The sequence below is a fragment of the Candidatus Goldiibacteriota bacterium genome (assembly GCA_016937715.1).
Taxonomy (GTDB): domain Bacteria; phylum Oederibacteriota; class PGYV01; order PGYV01; family PGYV01; genus PGYV01.
In genome coordinates this window covers 1-17668 of the sequence record JAFGWA010000031.1, presented here as the reverse complement: position 1 = coordinate 17668, position 17668 = coordinate 1, and the positions used below count along the sequence as shown (strand labels likewise).

At 42.6% G+C, this 17668-nt stretch carries 11 protein-coding genes and 1 tRNA gene; all 12 read left to right on the top strand.

The genetic code is table 11. The features are described from left to right. Window positions 1–182: 182 nt before the first annotated feature. Window positions 183–1871, top strand: a complete 1689-nt coding sequence (locus JXR81_03980; protein MBN2754006.1) for a diphosphate--fructose-6-phosphate 1-phosphotransferase — start codon at window positions 183–185, stop codon at window positions 1869–1871. Between the two features lie 172 nt (window positions 1872–2043). Next, window positions 2044–6495, top strand: a complete 4452-nt coding sequence (locus JXR81_03975) for a glycosyltransferase family 39 protein (protein ID MBN2754005.1) — start codon at window positions 2044–2046, stop codon at window positions 6493–6495. Between the two features lie 22 nt (window positions 6496–6517). Then, entirely contained in the window at window positions 6518–7084 is a 567-nt protein-coding gene (locus JXR81_03970; protein ID MBN2754004.1) for a phosphatase PAP2 family protein, read from the top strand. Continuing rightward, the gene (locus tag JXR81_03965; GenBank protein ID MBN2754003.1) at window positions 7074–8261 is read left to right on the top strand and encodes a polysaccharide deacetylase family protein; all 1188 of its coding nucleotides are present in this window, start codon (window positions 7074–7076) and stop codon (window positions 8259–8261) included. The genes JXR81_03970 and JXR81_03965 overlap by 11 nt, the downstream gene beginning before the upstream one ends. Continuing rightward, window positions 8254–9027 carry an orotidine-5'-phosphate decarboxylase gene (gene pyrF / locus JXR81_03960; GenBank protein ID MBN2754002.1) on the top strand — a complete coding sequence of 258 codons (774 nt, stop codon included), beginning with the start codon at window positions 8254–8256 and terminating at the stop codon, window positions 9025–9027. Before JXR81_03965 ends, pyrF begins: the two co-directional genes overlap by 8 nt. Beyond that, on the top strand, window positions 9002–9589 hold the full coding sequence (locus JXR81_03955) for an orotate phosphoribosyltransferase (GenBank protein MBN2754001.1): 588 nt from the start codon (window positions 9002–9004) through the stop codon (window positions 9587–9589). Before pyrF ends, JXR81_03955 begins: the two co-directional genes overlap by 26 nt. An 11-nt stretch (window positions 9590–9600) precedes the next feature. Then, complete coding sequence (locus tag JXR81_03950; GenBank protein MBN2754000.1) at window positions 9601–12150, top strand: glycosyltransferase family 39 protein; 2550 nt, start codon at window positions 9601–9603, stop codon at window positions 12148–12150. A gap of 79 nt (window positions 12151–12229) precedes the next feature. Continuing rightward, on the top strand, window positions 12230–13522 hold the full coding sequence (locus tag JXR81_03945; GenBank protein MBN2753999.1) for a nodulation protein NfeD: 1293 nt from the start codon (window positions 12230–12232) through the stop codon (window positions 13520–13522). Next, window positions 13519–14376, top strand: coding sequence for an SPFH/Band 7/PHB domain protein (locus tag JXR81_03940; protein ID MBN2753998.1), 858 nt, complete (start codon window positions 13519–13521; stop codon window positions 14374–14376). Before JXR81_03945 ends, JXR81_03940 begins: the two co-directional genes overlap by 4 nt. Further along, window positions 14373–15629, top strand: a complete 1257-nt coding sequence (locus JXR81_03935) for a competence/damage-inducible protein A (GenBank protein MBN2753997.1) — start codon at window positions 14373–14375, stop codon at window positions 15627–15629. Before JXR81_03940 ends, JXR81_03935 begins: the two co-directional genes overlap by 4 nt. A 41-nt stretch (window positions 15630–15670) precedes the next feature. Next, complete coding sequence (locus JXR81_03930) at window positions 15671–17173, top strand: oligosaccharide flippase family protein (GenBank protein ID MBN2753996.1); 1503 nt, start codon at window positions 15671–15673, stop codon at window positions 17171–17173. A gap of 301 nt (window positions 17174–17474) precedes the next feature. After that, window positions 17475–17551 (top strand) — tRNA-Arg (locus JXR81_03925). Window positions 17552–17668: the final 117 nt, after the last annotated feature.

The window sequence follows — 17668 nt, the reverse complement described above, 5'->3', positions numbered from 1 at the left end:
GTTATGTAGCAGAAACGGAGGCAAGGTTATAAAAAAGCGGACATTTTCACTTTGCCAAAAAGCGGACATAATTACTTTGCCTTGACAGCTGCCTTTAAAAACCTTGTTTTTTACCCTCTTTTTTTCTATAATACACCTATTGTTTAAAATCATGTATTTTATATATTCAGGAGGCTATTGGTATGGCAAAAAGCGCAAAATCAAAAGTACACAGGTCGGAACTTCAGCTTGAGAGGATGAAATATAAACCTGAACTGCCTGTAATATTAAAAGGCAAACCGGCTATGATAAAAGCGGTTTTAGGAAAGGCAACGGAATCAATTTCCGACAAAGAAACCGTAAAAAACCTTTTTGACCATGTGTATGGCGGGCCCATTGTTACATTCGGCAAAGGCGTAAATAAAACTGTCCGTAAAAACGCGGTTAGAATCGGTGTTGTGTTATCAGGCGGGCAGGCGCCCGGCGGGCATAACGTTATTGCGGGGCTGTTTGACGGGCTTAAGAAAGCAAATAAAGGCAACCGGCTTATCGGTTTTCTTGGCGGGCCTTCGGGGTTGATTGAAAATAAATTTATGGAAATCACGTCATCACTTATGGATGATTACAGGAATACCGGCGGATTTGACATGATACAGTCCGGCAGGACAAAAATAGAAACACCGGAACAGTTTGAAGCCACAAAGAACAGCCTTTTAAAGGGTAAAATTGACGCGCTTGTTGTGGTGGGCGGCGATGACAGCAATACAAACGCGGCGCTGCTTGCGGAATATTTTAAAAAAGAAAACGCGCCTATAAATGTTATAGGCGTGCCCAAGACGATAGACGGGGATTTAAAAAACAAGCAGATAGAAACATCATTTGGTTTTGATACGGCAACAAAAATATACTCGGAACTTGTGGGTAATATCTGCCGCGACGTAAATTCCGCAAGAAAGTACTGGCATTTTGTGCGTCTTATGGGAAGAAGCGCATCGCATATCACCCTTGAAGTCGCGTTAAAAACCCAGCCTAACATTACGCTTATCGGCGAAGAGGTGCTTGCGAAAAATATGACCCTTGCCAAGGTGGTTGAAGACATAGCAAAAATAGTTTCCGCAAGGGCAGCCAAAGGAAAGAACTTCGGTGTTGTGCTTGTGCCCGAAGGGCTTATAGAATTTATTCCGGAAGTTAAAAAACTTATTTCCGCGTTAAATGATGTGCTTGCCGACAATGAAGAAGCGCTTTCCAAAATGGCTTCAATTGTGGAGAAAAAACAGTTTGTTTACACAAAACTGCCGGAACAGCTTGCGGCGCTGATGAAGTCGCTGCCGGATGGTATTGAATCGCAGCTTATGCTTGACCGCGATCCGCACGGAAATGTGGCGGTATCGCAGATAGAAACAGAAAAACTTTTAATAGATATGGTCGCCAGAAAGTTAAAGGAATTAAAGGAAAAAGGCGAATACAAAGGCAAGTTCGCGGCAATCACGCACTTTTTCGGATACGAAGGCCGCTGCGGAGCGCCTTCCAATTTTGACACCAATTACTGCTACGCGCTTGGCTACAACGCGGTACTTCTTGCGTTAAATGGAATGACCGGATACCTCTCATCCGTCAGGAACCTTACAAAGAAATCATCGCAGTGGATATGCGGCGGAATTCCGCTTACCATGATGATGAATATAGAAAGAAGAAAAGGGAAAGAAAAACCCGTTATTCAGAAAGCGCTGGTTGAATTAAACGGCGCGCCGTTTAAATACCTTGTTAAAAACAGGGACAACTGGGCAATGACAGAGAGCTATCTTTTCCCGGGCCCAATACAGTATTTTGGCCCTTCGGCTGTAATGGATATGACAACAAAGACACTGGCTTTAGAGCAGGGGAAGAAATAAAATAAGCAATTAAGCATAAAGCAGTTAAGCAGAAGCGTAACCGCAAAAGCGGTTTAATATTTGTATTTTGTTTTTTAAAGTAGAGACGCAACATGTTGCGTCTTGTTTTTAATGTTGGCAGACGCGGGTCTTTAATCCGCAATATTTTAACTGAATTCCAAAGGGGAGACAAATGGCTGCGAAAAAAGTAAAGAAAGCCGTCAAAAAAGTTGTTAAGGCAAAACCTGAAAAGAAAAAGTCAAATTTAGGAACGTATATTCTTTTTGCGGTTGTTGTCCTTATTGCTTTGTTTCTTAGGACAAAGTCTGCGGACTGGACCAATGACAGGCAGTTTCACCCCGATGAACGCTGGATAGTTTCCAATGCCGTGCCTTCTTTGTCTTACCCGGGCAAACCTATCGGCTTGCAATACGGCTCCCTTCCTTTATATATACTGGCGGCAAGAAAGGATATGATTAATTTTTTCCACAGTAAAGGGCTTATAAAAGACATGAATAAAGCCTTAATCGGCGGCGCAAGAAAGCTTTCCGGCCTTGTTGACACGGGCACGCTTATTTTTATTTTCTTCACCGCGCTTATTCTATTTGGTCCCAAAATAGCGCTGCTGTCATCGGTGTTGCTGGCGTTTACCGTACTGCATATTCACGCGGGGCATTTCTTTACTGTTGATACTTTTGTCACTTTCTTTGTGGCGGGTACAATATACTTTTCGGCGCGTATTTATAAAAAGGGAACTCTTGTAAATTATATACTGGCCGCTGTGTTTTACGGCGCGGCGCTTGCATCCAAAACCGCGGCAATGCCGGTAGGTCTGGTTATTTTTACCGCGCATCTGCTTTACTTCTTCTCGCTTAAAGCCAAAACCAGGGCTGAATCCGAAAGAAAAAAAGAAGCGTGGATCAATATGGCGTGGGCGGTGCTTATTACCGCGGTTGCTTTCTTTGTTTTTATGCCATACGCGATACTGGACTTTAAGAAATTTACCGGCGACCAGAATTACCAGAAAGAAATCCTTGTGACCGGGAAGGGGGATGTTCCGTATAACAGGCAGTACAGGAACACAACCCCGTACCTGTATCAGATAGATAACCTTGTAAAATACACTATGGGTATACCTTACGGAATCGCGGCTTTAATAGCGATGTTCTTTTATATCTTTATGTTCTTTAAGAATCTTATAAAAGAAGGGCGGATAAAAGATAAGGATACGCTTTTAATACTTGCGTGGGTAGTGCCGTACTTCCTTATTATAGGCGCGTCTTTTGCCAAGTTTAACAGGTATTTAATACCTATGACGCCGTTTTTGGCAATACTTACGGCCAAACTTCTGTATGATATGTACGAGAAAACAAAATTCAAAAAGTCCGCGCTTGTTTTAAGGTATGTTGTTGTCGCGGGCGCGGTTTTTTACGGCCTTGCGTTTATGAATATTTACGTTCAGAAACACACCTGGGTTCAGGCGTCAGAATGGTTTTATTCAAACGTGCCCGCGGTGGACAACAGCGTTAATCCGCCTAAACAGACAACCGTATTAAATGAAATGTGGGGTGATGACCTTCCCACATACGCGGCAAACGGACATCCCGGAATGTACCGCGGCCTGCACTGGGCGCTGCAGGAACCTGACACTACGTGGAAATATGAAGAACTGTCTTCAAAACTTTCGCAGTCAGATTATGTGGTAATGGCGGACAGAAGGGCAAAGGGTACTTACTTAAGGCTGCCGCAGAAATACCCTATTAACTATTTTTATTACACTACAATGCTTTCAAATCCCGAAAAACTTGGGTTTAAACTTGCTTATGAAAAAGCCGTTTATCCGTCGCTTTTTGGAATAGATATAATAGATGACAAATCGGACGAATCTTTTCAGCTCTACGACCATCCGCATGTTCATATTTTTAAAAATGAAGCGTACCTTTCAAAAGAACAGTTAAGGGAACTGATAATAAAAGGCGAAAGTGAAGTTAAGGCAAAGTTTGGGGCGCAGCAGAGTTTTAAAAAAGAAAAAGGCGCGTTTAATGCCAATATTGGAAAAGTGCGGGATATTATTACGCCTGTAATGCCTTATCTTTCGGTGTTTTTATGGTATGTGCTGATACAGGTGCTTGCGCTGATTATATGGCCTATGCATTCAAAAGTTTTCGGCGCATTAAAAGATAAGGGCTACGGGCTTGCTAAAATATCAGGGCTTTTTGTTTTTACATGGATTAATTGGATTATGGTATCTGCAAAGGTATGGAATTTTTACCAGATTAATCTCTGGATTCTGCTTTTTGCGGCAGCGGCGCTTTCTATATGGTACACATTAAAAAACAGAAAAGAAACGGCTGAATTCTATTCCGCAAACAGGCAGCATATAATTCTTACTGAAACCCTTTTTCTTGCCGCTTATATGCTTTTTGTGATTGTTAAATTATGGACTCCTGATATTCATAATGTACCGGGACATGGATACAACGGCGGCGGCGAACCGATGGGAATGGCTTATCTGTCCGCCATTTTTAACGGCGTGACTTTCCCGCCTATGGACCCGTGGCTTTCCGGATACACGCTTAATTATTATTACTGGGGGCAGCTGATGCTGGCCACCGCTTCCAAACTGCTTGGTATCTTCCCAAGGGTGACATATAACCTGTCGCTTTCAATACTGTTCGCGCTTTCTTTTATCGCGGCTTTCTCGCTTGCTTACAGCATGACGGGCAAACGCCGTTTTGGGATTTTTGGCGGGCTGCTTTTAGCCTGTGCTGGAAATTTTCACACGCTTGAATTCATTTTTAATGCGGTGGTTTCCGCGGGAAATCTGACAAGAATACCTTCTTTAATTTCAAGGTTTCAGTTTATCTGGGACCCCACAAGAATTTACCCGTCACCCGCAATAACAGAAGTGCCGTTTTTCAGCTACCTTTACGGCGACCTGCACGCTCATAACATAGTAATACCTGTCACTGTCCTTGCAATTGCGCTTTTATTCGCGCTGTTTAAAAACGCGGAAAAGGGCGGCGGTATAATGTCCGCGCTGGGCAATAATTACCCTCAGCGCGTTATTATGGCATTTATGCTGGCTTTGACCCTTGGCGGAATGCTGACAATTAATACATGGAATTTTCCGCCTGTGTTTCTTCTTTACGGGCTGGTTTTCGCGGCGGTTTCTGTGTATTACCTGATAAGTGTTTATAACGTGAAAAGAAACAGGCCCGGCATTAAGCCGGCTGTTTACGAATTGTTAAAAGTAATGGCTGTGCTTATAATTGTAGCGGGCTTTTCCTATCTTCTTTATCTTCCGTTTCATTCGGCTTTTCAGTCGCCGTACAGCAGCGGGCCTAAATTAATAAGCAAACCGGAACGCGCCACCTTTTACCAGATGTTTAAATATTTCTCCGTATTTTTTGTTGTCATATGCTCGTATTGCCTGTATGTAATTTACGCGGGCGGGCTTAAGGTTGCAAAACTCTCCGGTGCTTTAAAGATAAAAAAATGGAGTTTTGAAAAAACATGGGGGAACATAGTAAAAATATCCAAAAATATTTTTTACAGTGATGAGGTTTCAATACCTTTTACACTGGCGCTTATTATAGCGGCTGCTGCCGCTGCCTTGTCGTTTTTTTTACAGCCCACATTCGGCCCGCTTTTGATAATGATGGCTGTAATGGCGTGGAGGTTATTTGAAACTAAAGACACGGCGGAACGGTTTTCCTTAATGGCTGTTTTTCTGGCTCTTGGAATCGTGCTGGGTACGGAAATTCTTTATGTGGCAGACGGCAGAATGAACACGGTATTTAAGTTCTATATGGTGGCGTGGACAATTCTGGCAGTGGCAGTGCCTCAGCTGTTTAATGTGGTTTACAGCCAGAATGTTAAACATTTTAAGTTCAGCCCTAAATCCGTGCTTCTTAGTTCTTCTTCCGCCTTTGTTTTTCTGGCGGTATCATTTGCACTTTATTTTATTGATTTCAGAAACGGCGGCAATCTTTTTGAAACATTCTTTATCCTTACGGTAATATTTTCCGGAGCAGCGCTTGCTGTTTTAAGAAATAAAGCCGGCAAGTTTATTCTGATGGGCGGTTTTATTTTCATAATGCTTCCCGCGGTTCTGTATCCCATAATGGGTTCGGCGATTAAGATGAGCATATGCAATATTGAAGTTAAAGAAGCGTATAAACATCCGCGCATAGACGGCCTTGCTTTTATGGAAAAACTTGAAAGAAGAATGGGCGCGGATATGGATTATGACAAGTTTGATTATAAGGCAATTGACTGGATAAATAAGAACCTTAACAAAATAGAGCCCATACTTGAAGCTCCGGGAGAACGTATGTACAGCGGCGCTTCCAGGATTTCAATTTATACAGGCGTTCCGACGCTTGTGGGCTGGGGATATCAGGTTTCGCAGCAGAGCGGAAGGGGAACACAGGTAAATGAAAGAAACAATGACGCGGCATTTATATACAGGACAAATGACATTAACGCCGCGCTTGAAAAGATTAAAAAATACGGCATACGCTATGTTTATGTGGGCAATATTGAACGTTCTCTTTATCCTGATCACCTTGGAAAGTTTAATATGATGGGAGAGGCCGTTTACCGTAATGAAATGTCCGCGTTGTATAAAATAAATTACTGACATAAATGCGCAAGAGGTAATGATGTTCAATGAAATAAAGAGCGCTGTAATTTCCGCTGATATCTGGGTTTTCAGAATTGTTAATTCCGGGCTGTATAATAAATATTTTGCCGTGTTAATGAAATACGCGGCAAACGATGTTTTTCTTGTTATTGCCGCGGCGGCGGGTTTTTTCCTGCTTTTCAGAAAATGGGACGGCCGGGATAAAGCGGATACGGCATTTTCACTTTGGGCTGTAATTACGGTGAATTTTATAAGTTCAAGGTTTCTAAAACCGCTGTTTGCAAGAAAACGGCCGGTGGCTGAACTTTCTGACGTTAATTTTCTTGTGGAAATGAGGCGGCTTGGATACGCGTTCCCTTCAACACACACGGCAATGGCGGCGGCCCTTGCCGCCGCGTTATGGGACCGCAGAGAGGCAAGGCCTTATCTGGCACTGTTTGTATTTTTAACCGCTTTCTTCTGCGTGTATACCGGCGGGCATTATCCGCTTGATACAGCTGCCGGGCTTGTGCTTGGCGTTTTTACAGGCAGGGCGGCTGTTTATATAAAAAGACTATACTTAAAACGGAGTGGTTATGAAAATTAAAAAGTTACCCGCAATTTTGGCTGTACTTTTAACGGCGGTTGTTTTTATGCAGGCGTCAGGAACCGCGGCGCCCCAGATTAAAAATGACGAAACGCTTGTAAATGTGCTGTGCTATCACAGGTTTGAAGAGCGCAAAATCACCGACCCAAGAAAGAAAGTGTTCGGGGATATTTATTATATTTCCCCTGATATGTTTGAAGAACACCTTAAATACCTTAAAGATAATAAATATAACGTAATTTCCATGTCTGAATATGTTAAATACCTTGAAAAAGGAAAAAACCCGACCGCGAAGACTGTTGTAATTACTATTGATGACGGATACAGAAGCATTTATGAGAAAGCTTACCCGCTTTTAAAAAAATACGGGTATACCGCAACCACGTATTTGTATAACCATTTTCTTCCGGGCGGAAAAAACGCGCTTAATGTGGCGCAGATAAAAGAAATGGCCGCGGACGGCTTTGAATTCGGAAGCCACAGCGCCACTCATCCGATTCTTTCCCTGAAACAGAAAACAAGGAAAGGCAAAAAGTATTTAATGGATGACAGGGAATACCTTAAATTTCTTGAATCTGAAATTGTAGGTTCGAAGGAATACCTTGAAGATAAGACCGGGCTTGTAATGGATACAATTGCTTATCCTTACGGGGCTTATTCGGAAGAAATAATTGCTTTTGTGAAAAAAGCCGGATACAAGGCGGGTTTTTCCGTCGTGCCTTCATACAACACGGCTGAAACGGATAAGTTCGCTTTAAAACGGACAATGCTCTATAACAATTCGGACATTGAAAAGTTTAAAAAGATATTTGAAAAAAAACAGATAAAGATAAAATCTGTTTATCCTCCTGATTCCGCCATTATAGAAGAACGTATACCTGTAATAAAAGCGGAACTGGCGGAGGATGCGGGGATTAACACAGCCACAATAAAATTTATGATGGGAAGGGTTGTATTAAAGGATTCGGTTTACAACCCTGATACTAAAATGTTAACATATAAATACTCCACAAAAATGACGCGCGGCACGCATGAGGTAAGGGTTATAGCCAAAGATGATAATGGCGGTAATTACGAGTACGCCTGGATGTTTATAATAGGAAAGCACGTTGATCCGGAACTTTTAAGGAAAAAGACTGAAAAAAAACAGGTTAAGGAAGTGGAAAATAATGGATAAGAACAGGCACTTAGACGCTGATTTAAGGGAAAAACTGATACTTGGGCTTGATGTTGATGACATGGCGGAAGCGTATAACCTTATTGATAAAATGGCGCCATACATTAAATATTATAAAGTCGGCCTTCAGCTTATAACCAAAGACGGGCCGCGCCTTGTAAGCACTTTAAAACGCAAAGGGTTAAAGGTTTTTTATGATGCCAAATTTTTTGACATACCGCAGACGGTATATAACGCCTGTTATGAAGCAGCCAGATACGGCGTTAATATGGTAAATGTGCACGCGCTTGGCGGGGAAAAAATGATAAGCTACGCCAAGGAAGCCATTATGAAATCTTCGGATAAGATGAAACTTGACCCTCCGCTGCTTCTGGCGGTAACGGTGCTTACCAGTTTTGACAATAGAAGCCTTAAAGCTTCCGTTAAAACGTCCCTTGATGTAAAAAAGATGGTGCTTGCGCTTGCCAAATCCGCAAAAAAAGCGGGCGCGGACGGCGTGGTATGTTCGCCGCATGAAATAAAAATGTTAAGAAAAGAACTTGGGCCGGATTTTGTAATAGTGACGCCGGGTATCAGAACAGGAAAAATAAGCAAAGATGACCAGAAGAGGATAATGACGCCAAAGGACGCGATTTCAGCCGGTTCGGATTATATTGTTGTTGCAAGGCCGATATTAAAAGCGGATGACAGGGTGCTGGCTGTGGAAAATATCTTAAAAGAGATAAAGGAAGGTAGCGACAATGCAAAAAGAAGAAAAAATTCTTGAGGTTTTCAGAAAAGCAAACGCGCTTCTGGTCGGGCATTTTATGCTTACGTCGGGAAAACACAGCAATATTTATCTGGAAAAGTTCACGGTGCTGCAGCAGCCAAAGCCGACGGAATATTTGTGCAAACAGATAGCGGCGCACTTTAAGAAACATAAAATTGATGTTGTTATAGGGGCTGCGATTGGGGGGATAATACTTTCCTATGAAACCGCAAGGCAGCTTGGCGTGCGCGGTATTTTTATGGAAAGGGAAGAAGGCAAACTTAAACTGCGCCGAGGATTTGATATTGCGGAAGGCGAAAGGGTTTTAATAGTTGAAGATATTGTGACAACCGGAGGTTCCGTGCAGGAAATAATAGCGGAACTTAAGGAGAATTATAAATGTGAAATAGCAGGCGTCGGCCTTTTAATTGACAGAAGCGGTAAAAATATAGATTTTGGAGAAGGCGAAACATTTGCCCTTGCGCATATGGACATAACCACGTATGAAGAAAAAGAGTGCCCTATGTGTAAAAAGGGCATGCCCATAACCAAAAGGGGCAGCAGAAATACAAAGAAGTAACCGGAGGCTATATGTACTGTTATAAGTGCAATGGGAAGATTGAAGCCGGCCATATATTTTGCCCGCACTGCGGGGTAAAAGTAAAATCTGAACCCATTGTCATAACAGAAGTATATAAGGTTAAGGAAACCGCTGAAAAAAAGCCGGAAGAGGCAAAAGTTCATGCTGAAAAGCCGGAGTTTCCGGCTGTCAAAGTATTACCTTCCAAACGGTTGTTATCTCCTGTATTTTCTGCCGGCGTCAAAGAACCTGAATATAAACAGCCGGCAATAACGCAGGCGGATGTAAATCCTTTTATGAAAATTTCCGACAATATCGGCGCGGCTTTTGTGCCGGCGGCCGGTGATTTTAAAAAAATGCTTGGGGCAATAGGGCCTTTTTACATAATGGCGCTGGCGCTTTTTATTGTTTTTACGGGACAGGCGATGATATTCGGCAGGAATTCCGTTAATCCTTCGGTATATCTGTGGTATGTTATTGCGTCTGTAATTTTTCTGGCTGCTGAAGCTTCCTACCGTTACAGGCGCGTGATTTCTCAGGTGCCGGAGATTCCGGAAAAGTCAACTCTGACAAAAGAAATAATATATGTTTCCATAATTACGGCTGTTGCCGCTTTTTTCAGGCTTTATATAATTAATGAAACACCGGCCGGTTTTGCGTATGACGAATCCACGCTTTCTGCGGCGGCGGTTGAAGTAATAAATAAAAGTACTGTATACGGCTATAAAATGCCGGCGTATGTGGGCGGGGATATAAAATACTCCACATTTTTTATATATATTTTATCATTTGTTTTCAAGTTTTTTGGCGCCGGTATTGTTCAGGCAAGGGTTACAATGGCTATTATTGGAATATTATCGGCTGTCGGCGTGTATTTTCTTTCAAGGCGTATGTTTGGAATAAAAGCGGCTTTTTTTATAGGCCTTATCTTTGCCGTAATGCGCTGGCATGTGAATTTCAGCAGAATCACTTTTTACGCGGTTTTTGGGGTTTTTCTTGGTATTGCGGCGGTGTATTTTATTTATATGGTGCTGACGCGCGGAAAAAAACTGGACTTTGCCCTCCTGGGCGTAACTTTGGGGCTTGTTCCTTATGGATACACACCCGGCAGAATGCTTCTGCTGGCGGTGCTTTTTACCGGCGCGTTTATTGCCATAAGGGATATTTCGTTTTATAAGCAAAATCGGAAAAAGATAATACTTTCACTGGTGCTTTTCATTATTACTTTTGCACCGCTTGGCGGGTATTTTTTAACCCACCGGCAGGAATTCATGTCAAGGACTTCGCAGGTATCAATTCTTGATGAGAAACTGGTGCAGACATGGTTTCACGGAAAATTTACAAGGGAACAGGCTATAAAAGACACGTTTAAAAAGACGTTTCAGATGTTTACAAGATACGGCGACCAGAACCCAAGGCATAATATTCCCGGCAAACCAATGCTTGATATAGTAACCGGCGGCCTTGCGGTGCTGGGCCTTGGTTTTATGATTTTTAGAATACTTAATGTTTTTTATTTTTTTGTTGTCACACTGTTTATCTGTACTCTCATCCCGGGCCTTTTAACCATAGAGGCGCCGCAGTCACACAGGGTGATATATTCCATTATCCCCATAATTATTTTTGTTGGGTTTGTAATAAACAGGTTTTTTGTTTATGCGGCGGAACAGTTTGCCGGAAAGGCAAGAACAGCGGCTGTCGTAACAGTGTTTATCGGGTGTGGCATGATTGCCGGCATAAACTATAAAGATTATTTTGAAGTTCAGGCGAAAAATAACGTCTGCTGGTCAAATTTTGACACTATAAGCAGGACTGCCGCCGAATTTGTAATGTCAAAAGGGGATGACTGGTACGGGATTGTGGATCCTGCGTTTGCGAAAAAAACATTTTATTTTCTGGCGCGTGAAAAATCAAAAAAAAGTTATGGCTATTATTCGCCTTCGTTGGTTCCTTATGCCAATCCGGAAGGAAAGAAGATATATTATCTGCTTGGTTTAAAGCATAAAAATACCGCGGTATATGACCTGCCAAGAATTTATCCCAAAGGCAGGCTGATTACGATATATGAAAAGTATAACAGCGCGTTTGTCCATATGTACGCTTTTGAGGTGGATGAACAGGAAGCCATGGCAAACAGGGACAGGAAACTCTCGGAAGGGTTTTATGCGAAATATTTCGGGAATGAACGCTGGGAAGGATATCCTTCGCTTCACAGGATAGATTCGGTGCTTTCCTTTGACTGGCATGCACCCCCGCTTGACGGGCCTTTTTCGGCGGAATGGACGGCTTATCTTCAGTCTGCCGGCGGCGCCTATGAGTTTGGCATTGATACAAATAATTACGCGGACCTTCAGATTGACGGTAAAACCATATTAACTGTTGATATGAAAAATTCAGTATTAGACGGAAATCCAAAAATTAACCTTTCGGCAGGCACGCATAAAATAAGGGTAAGATATATGGAAAACACGGGATATTCGCGGATGCATCTAAGGTGGAAAAAACCGGGATCGTCGTCATTTGAAATTATTGACCCTATGTTTTTAAAACCGCTTAAATAATTTTTCAGGCAGTTGTGTTTTGCTGTTATTTGTTATATCATTTAACCTGTAAGTTAAATCGTTGGCGGGAGGTATTCATATGCGCAGGGCTTTTTGTGCTGTTTTGTTTATTCTGGTTTTCTCTTTTTCTCTTTTTGCCGCGGGTGAATACTTTATTGTAAAAGAGGAAGGGATAATAGACGCCGCAAACGCGGATTATGTGATAAATGCCATTAAACAGGCAAAAGAAGACAACGCTTCCGCTGTCATACTGGAAATGGACACTCCGGGCGGAATGATGAAATCCATGAGAACTATTATTGACGCCATACTGTCAAGCGAAGTGCCGGTTATTTCATACGTCACTCCCAAAGGGGCGCACTCTGCTTCCGCGGGTACTTTTATACTTCTGGCATCACACGTGGCGGCAATGGCGGACGGGACCAATATAGGCACGGCCAGCCCTATTGATTTGCAGGGCAACAAAGCCGCTGAAAAAATAACAAATGATTCCATTACCTATATTAAGAACCTTGCCCGTATAAACGGGCGTAATGAAAAATGGGCGGAAGAAGCAATAACAAAAAATTCATCCATTTCAGAAAAAGAAGCGCTTACGCTTAAAGTTATTGAATATACTGCGTCTGATTTAAAGTCGCTTTTAACGCAGCTTGACGGTAAAAAAATAAAAGTGGGCGCGAAAGAGATTACAATTAACACAAAGGATTATGTTTTAAAAGAGGTTAAGATGCCTTTTAGAAACAGGTTCCTGCACCGGCTGGCTGACCCTAATATTGCCTATATCCTTTTTCTTGTCGGAATTTACGGTATAATTTACGAACTTGCGCATTTTGGAGCGCTTATTCCCGGAATAATGGGGGCTATCGCGATAGTGCTGGGTTTTATAGGTTTTGAAAGCGTCCCCATAAATACGGCGGGGATAATATTAATAGTACTTGCCGTGGTATTGTTTATCGCGGAAGCAATGACGCCTGCTTTTGGCGCGTTATTTGGAGGTGGACTGGTGTCAATGATAATTGGGTCTTTAATTCTTTTTCCCGGAAGGGAAGCGGGTGACTTCTGGGCGCCGTCGTATTTTGTGATAGGTACAATGGTGGTTTTAACCGCGGCTTTTTTTGCTTTAATTGTCTATCTTGTGGTAAAAGCGCAGAAGAGAAAATCAATTATCGGCAAAAAAAGTACAATAGGGCATAATGGCGTGGCTCAGACAGAAATAACACAGGCGGGCGGTATAGTTAATGTGGGCGGCGAGGACTGGCAGGCGTATTCAGATGAGCCGGTTGCCGCGCGTGATATTGTTGAAGTGATTGAAGAAGAGGGGCTTAAATTGAAAGTTAAAAAAATACAAAGAAAGAAGGAGGATTCAAAATGACAATTTCGGTTATTGTAACAGTTATTGTTGTGCTTATTGTACTTTTGCCGTCGTTCATTAAAATTGCGCAGGAATACGAAAGGCTTGTGGTTTTCAGGCTTGGAAAATGTATCGGAGAAAAAGGCCCCGGGCTGGTTATTCTGATACCGTTTATTGACCGTCCGGTAAGGGTGGATTTAAGGGAACTGTATCTTGAAATTCCGTCCCAGACCTGTATTACAAAAGATAACGCGGGCATATCAATAGACTTTCTTATTTACTGGAAGGTAATTGACGCGGTAAAAACGGTTGTTCAGGTTGGAAACTTTGCCGGTGCTTCGCAGGGAATCGCGACCACAACTTTAAGGGCAATAGTGGGCGATATCAGCCTTGACGATGTGCTTGCTAAAAGGGAAGATATTAATATGAGGTTAAGGACAAAACTTGACGAAGTAACGGAACGCTGGGGTGTAAAAATAACCTCTGTTGAAATCCGCGAGCTGACCCCGCCCAGGGAAATACAGGAATCAATGACAAAACAGATGTCGGCGGAACGTACACGCCGCGCGCTTGTGACCGAAGCTGAAGGCCAGAAAGTGGCGTCTATTACAGTCGCGGAAGGCCAGAAACAGGCGGCTATTTTAAAGGCGGAAGGCGAACAGCAGTCGCAGATACTTCGTGCTGACGGATACGCCAAAGCGCTTAATGAAATCTTCAGCGCTGCAAAAGGCGTGGATTCCAACACCATGCTGCTGCAGTACTTTGAGGCGTTAAAAGAACTTGGCGCCAAAGATTCCACCAAATTTGTTATACCTATGGAACTTACATCATTAGTGTCCACGATTGCGGGAAAGGCGAAGGAAACGATAAAGTGAACGCGGAAATAATCACCTGCGGCACGGAACTTCTGCTGGGACAGATAGAGGATACTAATTCCTCTTTTATCAGCAGAAAACTTGCCGAAGCGGGGATAAACGTATACTTCAGGACAACGGCCGGCGACAACGCCGGCCGTCTTGTTTTGGCCATTAAAGCCGCTTTGCAGCGTGCGGATGCCGTTATTATCACCGGCGGGCTTGGCCCAACCGTGGATGACATTACCAGGGAAGCTGTGTCACAGTGTACCGGGCGAAAAATAGTAATTCACGAAGATATACTTTTAAACCTTAATGAATTTTTTAAAAAACGCGGAATTAAGATGGCTGATTCCAACATGGCGCAGGCGGGTGTTCCTGAAAACGCGGAAATTATTAAAAATGACAGGGGCACCGCACCTGGATTCATACTGGAACATGAAGGGAAAACAATTGCCTGCGTTCCGGGCGTGCCGTATGAAATGAAACCGATGGTTACGGACACAATTATACCTTATCTTATGAAAAAAAGCGGGGAACAGGCGTCTGTTATAAAATATGTTTCGCTTAAAATAGCAGGAATGGCGGAATCCGCCGTAAATGACCTTATAAAAGATTTGTTTGAGTCGTATGTAAATCCTTCCATAGGAATACTTGCTCACCATACAGAAATAGAATTAAGGATAACCGCTAAAGCGGCAAATATATCCGAAGCTGATAAAATGTTGAATAAGGTAAAACTGGAAATTAAAAAAAGGCTGGGCGAAAATCTGTACGGTGAAAATGAAGAAGCACTTCATGGCGTGCTGGCAAATACGCTTAAAAGCAAAAAACTTACCATATCAACCGCGGAATCCTGTACGTCGGGAATTATAGCGTCAAAACTGACCCAATCAGCCGGAGCCACATCATATTATATTGGCGGGATAAATACCTATTCAAATGAAGTTAAAACAGATATTCTTGGCGTGGACCCTTATATAATACAGGACTACGGAGCTGTGTCGCGGGAATGCGCCTGCGAAATGGCTTTAAAGTGCGCGGAGCTTTTTAAAACAGACTGTGCCATATCGGTCACCGGGATAGCGTGGCCGGGCGGCGGCACGCCGGAAAAGCCTGTGGGGCTTGTGTATATCGGTATAAATTATAAGGGCGCGGTTATTGTAAACAGGTTTATTTTTTCCGGCAGCCGTGAAATTGTGCGTCAAAGGGCTGCGGTGATGGCGTTGTTTGAAATGTTAAAAACAATAAATCGGGGCGGTGTACCGGTTTGAAAAACGAATGGCGGTACACAGAACAACCTTTAAAAGAAAGAATGAAAAAGAATACGGTTACAAGTATTGTGTTTTTTATCCTGACTTTTCCTTTAATGTTTGTGATAACCCCCATGATTTTAAAGTACGTGGGGAAAGAAATGTACGGGGTTTGGGCGCTTGTTACGGCGATGGTTGTGTTTATGGAGCTTGCGGGCGGGCTTCAGACGCCTTCGGGAATATCTATTATGGTGCCAAAATATGACCCTAAAAAAAGCAGCAGGGATATTAATGAAATAACCAACACGGTATTCTTCTTCTATTTGCTGACCGCTTTTCTTATGTCGGCGGCGTTTTTTATACTTAAAGAGCCGATTATGAACGCTTTCTTTAAAGTGGCTGCAGAAAATTCCGGGGATGCTTATTTTGTTGTGGCGTTTACCGTTTACGCGTTCATGCTGAATTTTGTACTTCTTGCCTTTGTTTACCTGATTAACGCTTTTAACGTGGTGTATATTACCAATATAGTGCATATAATAATAGCTTACATCAGGACAGCGGCAATGGCAGCCGCGCTTATCATGGGTTATGGTATTAAGGGCGTGGCGGTTGCGCAGATGTCTTGCCTGATACTGGAAACCGTGGTACTGCTTTGTTACGTTAAAAAAGTATATCCTCCGCTTGCTTTTGGGGTGAATTACATAAGCATAAAAAAATTCAGGGAATTAATGTCCATAAGCCTGAAACTTGTGATGTCAAAAGTTTCGGTTTTAACGGGACAGAATGCCGATAAACTGATACTTGGATACTTTATAAACCCTGTTTACGCGGCGTATTATCAGGTGGGCGCGTCGGTTTCTAAATTTATCTGGCAGCTGCCGGAAATTATGGGGCTGTCTTCAATACTTCCGGCCGCGTCCGAACTGAAAAGCAAAGATAAAAGCGGCAATATACATGACATGTTTGTAAAGGTAACCCGATACTTGTTTTTTGCATCCATACTTTTATGCGCGGGAATAATTGCTTTTGGCAATGAATTTATAGTCCTTTGGCTGGGGACAGGGTATGAAGAGGCCTTTCTTGTAATGGCCGTGCTTGCGTTTGCGTATACCGCAAGCCTGATAGGCTACCCTGCAATGAATATTTTAAACGGGATGGAACGGGTAAAAGAAGTAATGTGGGTTTCCGGATTATCAGCTTTATTAAACATAGTGTTAAGTATAGTTTTAACAAAATATTTTGGTTTAAAGGGGACTCTTATTTCTGCGGCTATATCGCTTTCAATAGGGGGGCTGGCGTTGTATATCCTTTACAGGGTTATATCCGGAAAAGCGGGCGGCATATTGCTGTCTATTATAAAACCCGGCGCGGCTGCCGTTATATCTTTGGGCGTAATATCAATCATGGAATACTTAATGGGCAACAGGACCGGTTGGCTGCTGTTTTTTGCGAAGGCGGGATTGTTTAGTGTTATTTATTCTGCCGTATGTATAAAACTGTTTAAGGTATTTGATGATAATGATATGGAACTAATAAAGGGAGTTTTTAAATTAAAAAAAGCCTGATGTTTAGGTTATTCTGTTTTCTGTAAAAAACAATTGAAAAATATGTAATTAAAATGTAATATTGTATCTGTGATTCAGGTTTGTTTTTAGCGATACATAACAGTACTTTTTTTAATGCTTTTTGTACGAGGTTATAATTCAGTTATTATAATAAATTAAGTGCGCCTGTTTCGTGCTGCGCACGAAGAAACGATAGGAAGGTAAGGCCTTGATTTTCGTATGCTCGCTGAAAGCTCGCAAAACGTTTCAGCTCAGTTATAGTAAAATATAGTAGACTTGCTTCCAGCAATACACAGTTAGTGCGCCTGTAGCTCAGTGGATTAGAGTGCCTGGCTACGAACCAGTTGGTCGGGGGTTCGACTCCCTCCAGGCGCACCATTAAAAAAAGCCCCCTGCAAAGGGGGCTTTTTTATTTAAGCCTTTGTAGGGACAGCGCTCCTGCGCTGTCCGCGTAGTTGAATTGAAGAATAAAAACCGGACAGCGCGGGAGCACTG